The 8,159-nt window shown below is 44.8% G+C and carries 9 protein-coding genes; 6 read left to right on the forward strand and 3 right to left on the reverse strand.

The annotated features are described in order from the left end of the window. A partial coding sequence (locus tag AC1DSE_RS25500) for a putative PEP-binding protein (protein ID WP_477528381.1) occupies window positions 1-492 on the forward strand: 492 nt, incomplete at its 5' end. Here the strand turns inward: AC1DSE_RS25500 and AC1DSE_RS25505 are convergent. Continuing rightward, the gene (locus tag AC1DSE_RS25505) at window positions 489-1,019 is read right to left on the reverse strand and encodes a type 1 glutamine amidotransferase domain-containing protein (protein WP_076268231.1); all 531 of its coding nucleotides are present in this window, start codon (window positions 1,017-1,019) and stop codon (window positions 489-491) included. The two genes, AC1DSE_RS25500 and AC1DSE_RS25505, sit on opposite strands and share 4 nt — an antisense overlap. Window positions 1,020-1,071: 52 nt before the next feature. Here AC1DSE_RS25505 and AC1DSE_RS25510 point away from each other — a divergent pair, with 52 nt between their 5' ends. From AC1DSE_RS25510 to AC1DSE_RS25525, 4 genes are all read left to right on the forward strand, one after another. Then, window positions 1,072-1,509, forward strand: a complete 438-nt coding sequence (locus AC1DSE_RS25510) for a VanZ family protein (protein WP_339208802.1) — start codon at window positions 1,072-1,074, stop codon at window positions 1,507-1,509. A gap of 188 nt (window positions 1,510-1,697) precedes the next feature. Continuing rightward, complete coding sequence (locus AC1DSE_RS25515; protein WP_305953885.1) at window positions 1,698-2,081, forward strand: hypothetical protein; 384 nt, start codon at window positions 1,698-1,700, stop codon at window positions 2,079-2,081. A gap of 140 nt (window positions 2,082-2,221) precedes the next feature. Then, window positions 2,222-3,226, forward strand: a complete 1,005-nt coding sequence (gene ccpA / locus AC1DSE_RS25520) for a catabolite control protein A (protein WP_076268234.1) — start codon at window positions 2,222-2,224, stop codon at window positions 3,224-3,226. Window positions 3,227-3,231: 5 nt separating this feature from the next. Further along, window positions 3,232-3,930, forward strand: coding sequence for a 5'-methylthioadenosine/adenosylhomocysteine nucleosidase (locus AC1DSE_RS25525; RefSeq protein WP_477510137.1), 699 nt, complete (start codon window positions 3,232-3,234; stop codon window positions 3,928-3,930). 77 nt (window positions 3,931-4,007) lie between these two features. Here AC1DSE_RS25525 and AC1DSE_RS25530 read toward each other — a convergent pair whose 3' ends face one another. Together AC1DSE_RS25530 and AC1DSE_RS25535 are read right to left on the reverse strand one after the other, a co-directional pair. Next, a complete protein-coding gene (locus AC1DSE_RS25530; protein ID WP_441909562.1) occupies window positions 4,008-5,183 on the reverse strand; it encodes an acetoin utilization protein AcuC in 1,176 nt (391 codons plus the stop codon). A gap of 199 nt (window positions 5,184-5,382) precedes the next feature. After that, on the reverse strand, window positions 5,383-6,018 hold the full coding sequence (locus AC1DSE_RS25535; RefSeq protein ID WP_339208805.1) for a GNAT family N-acetyltransferase: 636 nt from the start codon (window positions 6,016-6,018) through the stop codon (window positions 5,383-5,385). A gap of 242 nt (window positions 6,019-6,260) precedes the next feature. Between AC1DSE_RS25535 and acsA the strand changes: the two genes are divergently transcribed. Then, the gene (gene acsA / locus AC1DSE_RS25540) at window positions 6,261-7,985 is read left to right on the forward strand and encodes an acetate--CoA ligase (protein WP_076268238.1); all 1,725 of its coding nucleotides are present in this window, start codon (window positions 6,261-6,263) and stop codon (window positions 7,983-7,985) included. Window positions 7,986-8,159 lie beyond the last annotated feature (174 nt).

Genomic DNA, 8,159 nt, shown 5'->3' on the forward strand with positions numbered 1-8,159 from the left:
GGGTATCCCTATGATAAAGGGATGAAGATCGGAATTATGATTGAAGTTCCTGCCGCAGTTATGATTGCTGATTTACTCGCGGAAGAGGTTGATTTCTTTAGTATCGGCACGAATGATTTGGTACAGTTTACGTTAGCTGTGGATCGTATGAATGAGGAAATCGCGCACTTGTATGAGCCATACCATCCAGCGCTCATTCGAATGCTGCGCATGACGGTGGAAGCGGCAAAGCGGAGCGGGATAACGGTTGGCGTGTGCGGCGAGCTTGCAGGAGATCTAAGAGCACTGCCGATTTGGCTAAGCCTTGATGTAGATGAACTGAGTATGTCTTCACATTCGATTTTGCCCATCAAGGAAAGGCTGCTCTTCACTTCACAAGAAGAAAGCCATGAGGTATTTCAGCAGCTGCATTATTGCCGTACAAGTACAGAAATATTGGAGCAGCTAACTGGTTTTATGGAGCRCTTGGACAAAAAAACAGCGAATGGTTAACCCATTCGCTGTACTAGTGCATCTACAAACGCTTTTGCATAAGGAGGAAGATCGGGCGGACGGCGTGCGGAAATGAGGTTTCCATCAACAACGACAGCCTCATCGAACCATGTCGCTCCTGCATTTTCCATGTCATCTCGAATGCCAGGTGTTGAAGTGACTTTACGCCCCTCCAATATTTTCGCCGAGATGAGCACCCAGCCTGCATGACAAATTTGGCCGATCGGTTTGTCAGCGGCGTTCAGTTCTTGTACGAGCTGGAGAACTTTAGGATAACGGCGAAGCTTATCAGGTGCCCAGCCGCCTGGGACCAATAAACCGATAATGTCTTCGCTATTTACTTCATCAAATGACAAATCAGCTACTGCAGGCACGCCGTATTTTCCGATATGTGTTTTACCTTTCTCAGGTCCAGCATATAAAACGGTCGCACCAGCTTCGCGCGCACGATATACGGGATACCATAGCTCCAAATCCTCAAATTCGTCGTCTAGCAAGCAGATGACGGTTTTATTTTGTAACGGCATATTTTTCCCTCCATCTAGTAAAGATCTCTATTATTGTAACGAAGGAGAAACAATGAAGCAAACGGAGAGTTATTCTAAACCATTTTCATACGTTAGGCTGCTGCGCTTTTTGCCGGCTATTGCATGGATGGCTGTTATATTTGCGCTATCTTCGAGAACAGGTGATGAGATAAATACCTTTCTCCCTTTCTTTCAAAAGTTTTTCCCTTTTATGGAAGGTTTTAATTGGGGCCATTTTGTTTCCTACTTCATACTTGCACTTACGATAGACTACGGCATTGGCAAGAGGGGCGACCGATTTTGGATGAAGGTCGTTATTGTACTTATTTGTGGTTTATATGGAATTACAGATGAATATCATCAGTCTTTTGTTGGCGGCAGAATGCCGGACGTTATGGATGTGCGGAATGATCTTATCGGAGCAGCGATTTGGACGATTGTTGCAGCTGTGCCGCCAGTAAGGAAAATGTGGAGAAAAGTTGCGCCATAACTAGCATTTTGTGGTCAATTTTGAGTGTGATTTTAGTAGTAAAAATTACAAGGTTGTGCATGCAGGAATTTGTGCGAAAATAGTCGAATCATTTATACATTATTACTCTGAAAGCTATGGTTGTTACGATAGCTGCTACTATGAAGGAGTGGACCACTTTGCATAAGAGTTGTCATTGTGGCGACATCATGAAGATGAAACTGCGCACAGTTATTTACTCAGGGAAGGTTGAGATCGATAACGTTCCTATATATTCTTGCACAACCTGCAATCGCAGTGAAGTATTTCCGGAAGTTAAACCTGATTTATCAGGTTTAATAGCACAATTGGGGGCTCAACCAGACAAGCAGACATTCCTTTTTAATGAATGCAACGAGTGGGCTAGCATTCTGGTAGAGGCAAAGGCAGACAAACAGCAGACGGATCGCATCGGATTCGAGAGATTGGTTGAGCAGAGAATCAATAAGCTACTTGATTTGTATTTGCTTGCTCAAACGCTTAACGATGAAGCATGGATTTTGGATTTGAAAAAGAGACTTGAGCAAATAAGCCGTCGAACGTTGCTTACATAGAAGCTCAGATTATTGATTTTACAAGACGTGCAGATGAGTGAAACATGCGTCAACATTGCGAAAAGAAATATTTTGTCGTATGATAACGTTAATATGCGTCGTGCGTAATTATAAAATCTGAGCTAATGGAGAGAAACACTGTGACGGTAACCATTTATGATGTAGCAAGAGAAGCAGGAGTATCAATGGCTACGGTTTCTCGGGTTGTGAACAATAATCCCAATGTGAAACCAGCAACACGCAAAAAAGTATATGAAGCAATAGAGCGCCTAGGATATCGTCCAAATGCCGTAGCAAGGGGCTTGGCAAGTAAGAAAACAACGACGGTGGGCGTAGTTATTCCTGATATTTCAAATGCTATTTTTGCTGAAGTAGCACGTGGAATTGAAGATATCGCGAATATGTATCATTACAATATTATTTTGTGTAACGCGGATAAGAAAAAAGATAAAGAAATCCGTGTTATCAATACACTTCTTGAGAAGCAAGTAGACGGCTTGCTATTTATGGGCGGGGCAGTGACGGAAGAGCATTTGCAAGCATTTAAGACGGCTAATGTTCCGATTGTACTTTGTGCAACTTCCGATGAGAGCGGACAAATTCCGTCTGTTGACATCAACCACGAGGATGCTGCGTTCGATGCTGTACAAAACTTGTATGAGCAAGGACATAGAAGAATTGCAATGATCAGCGGAACACTGCAAGATCCATCCATTGGTTATGCAAGATTCCAAGGCTATAAGCGTGCTCTTGAAGCAGCAGGTATTGCTTATGATGATGCTTTAGTTCGTACGGGCAACTACCGTTATGAATCAGGCGCAGAAGCGATGAAATATTTCATTGAGCTGGACGAGCGTCCGACAGCTGTGTTCTCCGCAACGGATGAAATGGCGATTGGCGCAATTCACAGCATTCAGGATTCCGGCTTAAGAGTACCGGATGATATATCTGTCATTAGTGTTGATAACAGCCGTATGGCATCCATGGTTCGTCCACAGCTTACAGCTGTAGCACAGCCAATGTATGATATTGGAGCGGTATCGATGCGTTTGCTGACAAAGCTGATGAAGAAAGAAAATGTAGATCAATCCAAAGTTGTGCTGCCGCATGAGATTATCGTGCGTCAATCGGTTGGAGGAATATAAAAGAAATGTCGTTTAATAAAATTGGAATTATTGGCGCTATGGCTGAAGAAATTGAATTGCTGCATGAGCATGTAAACGTAGTGTCTGAGGTTACTAAAGCAGGTATTACATATTATGAAGGCACACTTCATGGCAAAACGATCATTTATTGCAAATCAGGTGTAGGGAAAGTAAATGCTGCGGTTTGCACGCAAATTTTACTTGATCTTGGTGCTGATTGCGTTCTGTTCACCGGCGTTGCCGGTGCAGTTGATCCGCAGCTTAACATTGGAGATATCGTCGTTTCGACGAGTTGTGTCCAGCATGATATGGACTGTACACCACTAGGTTTTGCTCTTGGAACGATTCCTTTTCATCCAAGATCAGAATTTCTTGCAGACGAGAGATTAATTGAGCTGGCTTCTGCAGCTAGCAATCGTTTATTCTCAGGACGCAGCATACAGGGCAAAGTGCTTTCGGGCGATCAATTCATTGCCAGCCGCGAGTCGGTCAAGCTGCTTCACGAGAAGCTGCAAGGCGCATGCGCGGAGATGGAAGGCGCCTCAGTCGCTCAAGTATGCGATATGAATAATACACCATTTGTCATTATTCGTTCGATGTCTGACAAAGCGGATGGATCGGCTCATGTGAACTTTCCAGAGTTTACGGTAATCGCCTCCAACAATTCTTATCAAATTATTGATGATATCATGCAAAATATTTAAACGAAATACAAAGAACCAGCTCTGATGCCAACATCGGAACTGGTTCTTTTTTATGCGAGCATGACGCTGTAATCGGATTACAGATCTTGAATAACGATCTGCTGCATCATTCTGTTTTTATTCGTAATTTCGATTCGTCTAGGCATAGGCTCAATATCTTCGGGATCGTCCATCCAATGCGTAGGAAGCTTGTGAGGGCTAATGGATTCCCAATGACTCAACCAGCGGTCTGGAAGCCTAGCTTCTTCACCAGCTGCAATCGCATGTGCAATAGGGTGATCAATCATTGTAAGCCATACTAAAGACCAAGCTCGTGGAACGACGCGGAAAATATCATAACCGCCGCCGCCTAACGCAATCCAGCGGCCATCGGTATAGGTATGGGCTAATTCATGGATGATAGCAGGGATTTGGGCATATATACGCATGCTGCAATGAATGTGAGAGAGCGGGTCAAAGGCATGAGCATCGCAGCCGTGCTGACTAATAATGACATCGGGTTTGAAGGCCGAAATGATTTTGCGTAGCGTAATATTAAAGCTCTCCAGCCAGGATTCATCCTCTGTGTACGGTTCTAACGGCACGTTAAAGCAAGCGCCAAAACCATGATCTGTCCCTTTTTCGTGCACGTAGCCCGTACCTGGAAACAAAAATTTTCCCGTTTCATGGATCGAATAGGTGCATACGTCTGGATCGTCATAGAAAACCCACTGAACACCGTCCCCGTGATGGACATCCGTATCAATATAAAGCACTTTTGCCCCATACGTTTGACGGATATGCTTAATAGCGACTGCTGCATCATTATAAACACAGAAGCCTGAGGCGCGGTCAGGGAAGGCATGATGCAATCCTCCGGCAAGATGGTAGGCATGCTTGGCTTGACCCGTCATAACAAGCTCAGCGGCCGTCACAGAGCCTCTGACGATGGACATAGCTGCCTTGTGCATGCCAGGGAAATAAGGAGTGTCTTCTGTGTGTAGTCCAAACTGCTGTGCAAGTACGCTGTTATCATCGATTTCGGCTTCACTCAATTGTTTAACAGCGTCCAAATAGTCGGTTCTATGGACGAGTGACAACAGCTCATCCTCGGAATACACTGCAGGAGGCTGAATATCCTCATCATACAAAGCATCAACTTCTTTGAGCAGATCGATCGTTAGAGCAAGCCGCAGCGGATCGAAAGGATGCTCCTCACCGAATTTATATCCGCTAGTATCCGAATGATAGATGAAAATAGAGTCAGAAGCCATTCCTATCCTCCTTAAGGTTTGCGAAGCAAACCAGCATCGTAAGCGTAACTTAGGTTTGCGCAGCAAACCAGCATCGTAAGCGTAACTTAGGTTTGCGCAGCAAACCAGCATCGTAAGCGTAACTTAGGTTTGCGAAGCAAACCGGCATCGTAAGCATAAACTAAGGTTTGCGAAGCAAACCAGCATCGTAAGCAAAAGCTTAATACATAAAGCGCTGCCGAAAACGTACCGTGTCAAAATGTTCTACCGAGCTTAGCGGGACCTCTGTGCCGATACGCACCATAAGACAATTCGCGGGATGGGAGCAAATTTCGGGGTCATCTGTGGCGTACCAAATCATTCCGACGGATTGCATTAATTTTTCCATCATTTTACGATAATCCCACACATTCAGCTTCGTGCCCTCAAGATCCCAATGCCAATAATACTCTGTCGTAAATACAATCATATTTTCTAATTGCTCCTCGGCGAAGGCGAGCTGAATCATTCGTTTACCTAAGCCAAGGCCGCGATAATCATCTGCAACTTCGATCGCGCCGAGCTCGATTAAATCCGTCATTCCGCCTTCTGACCAGCGCTCAAGCTCGTCCGCATAGTGGAAGGTTACGTATCCAACGATAACCGAGCCTTCACGCGCTAAAATAATTCTTCCTTCTTCTAGGCCGGCAATTTCAACTAGCGCAACATGCTGCTCGTTTGGTCTGCGGAATGCATCCAGCGATTTGTGCATCGTCATGTTAGCTAACTGATCGGGCGGTACTGGTCCTTCCAAAATAAGTTCACGACTTGCGTCCAAAACGAGCTGCTCTCGCTGCAAACGCTTTCGATGTTCCAAGGCTGCCCCCCCTTTGCTGTTAAATTGCTGCTTAAACACAATCCTCTATTACTCTTTATAACAAAGATTTTACTAAATGAAAAGCGTAGTCGAATAGAAAAAGGTTATGTTATAATAAGTTTGGCGGTTTAAGATCATGGGATGCGCGAGTTGTTGTCGGCTTGTTTGCCTCAAGTTACGACTTCGTTTTGAAAGCGTATTCTTACAAAGTAGAAACACAGATTTGATGGGAGAGTGATAGTATGATCAACTTACATCAAGAACGAATTCCAGCGACTGCGCAAAATTCGAACTTACCGAATTATGAAGAAGCGATTAATTCCTTTGAATGGAGTCAAATCGAAAGTCAATTTAGCTGGTACACAACTGGAAAAGTAAATATGGCGTATGAGGCCATTGACCGTCATGTCGAGCAAGGAAAAGGCGATAAAATCGCCCTTTACTATAGCGATAGTGAACGGGATGAATCCTACACCTTCGAACAACTGAGCAAACAATCCAATCGTTTTGCAAACGTCTTGCGCAAGCTTGGCATTTCCAAAGGAGAGCGTGTCTTCATCTTTATGCCGAGAACGCCGGAGCTTTATTTTAGCGCGCTTGGTGCTTTGAAGGTCGGCGCGGTTGTTGGTCCGCTATTCGAAGCCTTTATGGAGACAGCGGTAAAGGACAGACTTTTGGATAGCGAAGCTACAGCTATTATTACAACACCTGCTCTTCTCAAAAGAATTAAGAGAGATGAGCTGCCGAATTTAAAGCATGTAATCGTATTCGGCAAGGATTTAGCGAAGGAAGAGAACATTGTTGATTTTGCAGAAGAGATGGCTGCAGCGTCCGACGAGGCTGAGATTGAATGGCTGGAGCGCGAGGATGGTCTCATTTTGCATTATACTTCCGGCTCAACCGGCAAACCAAAAGGTGTCTACCATGTACAAAATGCGATGATTCAGCATATGTATACGGGTCAAATAGTACTTGATTTGAAAGAAAATGATATATATTGGTGTACTGCAGATCCAGGCTGGGTTACTGGCACTTCTTATGGAATCTTTGCACCGTGGCTTAACGGCGCTACAAACGTCATACGAGGCGGACGCTTTAGTCCAAGCGATTGGTATAGCGTCATTCAGAAATACGGCGTTACGGTATGGTATAGCGCGCCTACGGCATTCCGTATGTTAATGGGTGCAGGTGACGAAATATCACAGCAGTTTGATCTTACAAGCTTGCGGCATGTTCTAAGCGTAGGCGAACCGCTTAACCCAGAGGTCGTAAGATGGGGAATGAAGGTTTACGGCCAACGCATTCATGATACATGGTGGATGACGGAGACAGGCGGCCAATTGATTTGCAACTATCCTAGTATGGATATTAAGCCAGGATCGATGGGCAAGCCGTTGCCAGGCGTGAAAGCTGCTATTATCGATGATAGCGGCAATGAGGTGCCTCCATATCGTATGGGCAATTTAGCCATACATGTGCCTTGGCCATCCATGATGCGCAAGGTATGGAATAATCCTTCTAAGTATGAGGAATATTTTTATCTTAAAGGCTGGTATATCTCTGGAGATTCCGCCTATATGGACGAAGATGGCTACTTCTGGTTCCAAGGCCGTATCGATGATGTAATCAATACAGCAGGCGAGAGAGTAGGCCCGTTTGAGGTTGAGAGCAAGCTGGTTGAGCATCCGGCTGTAGCAGAAGCGGGGGTTATCGGCAAACCAGATCCGATGCGTGGAGAAATCATTAAAGCTTTTATTGCGCTCCGCGAAGGCTATGTGGCCTCGGATGAACTGAAGCTTGAGATTTCACAATTCGTAAAAGTAGGCTTATCCGCCCATGCGGCACCAAGAGAAATTGAGTTTAAGGATAAGCTTCCCAAAACACGAAGCGGCAAAATTATGCGTCGAGTGCTGAAAGCGTGGGAGCTGAACCTGCCGACGGGCGATTTGTCCACAATTGAAGACTAATCAAAACATAAAAAAGAGGAGGGCTCCTTAAACTGGTACCCATACACTGGACACTTTGAAAAAAGGGTTTAGTGTATGGGTACCTTTTTTTGTATACTAGAGTGAACAGCGGGGGCGATCGTATGAGTAAAAAACACTTTAATCAACAGGAACAAGAACAGTTAGCTAATAACC

The organism is Paenibacillus sp. 01L418 (genome assembly GCF_056400045.1).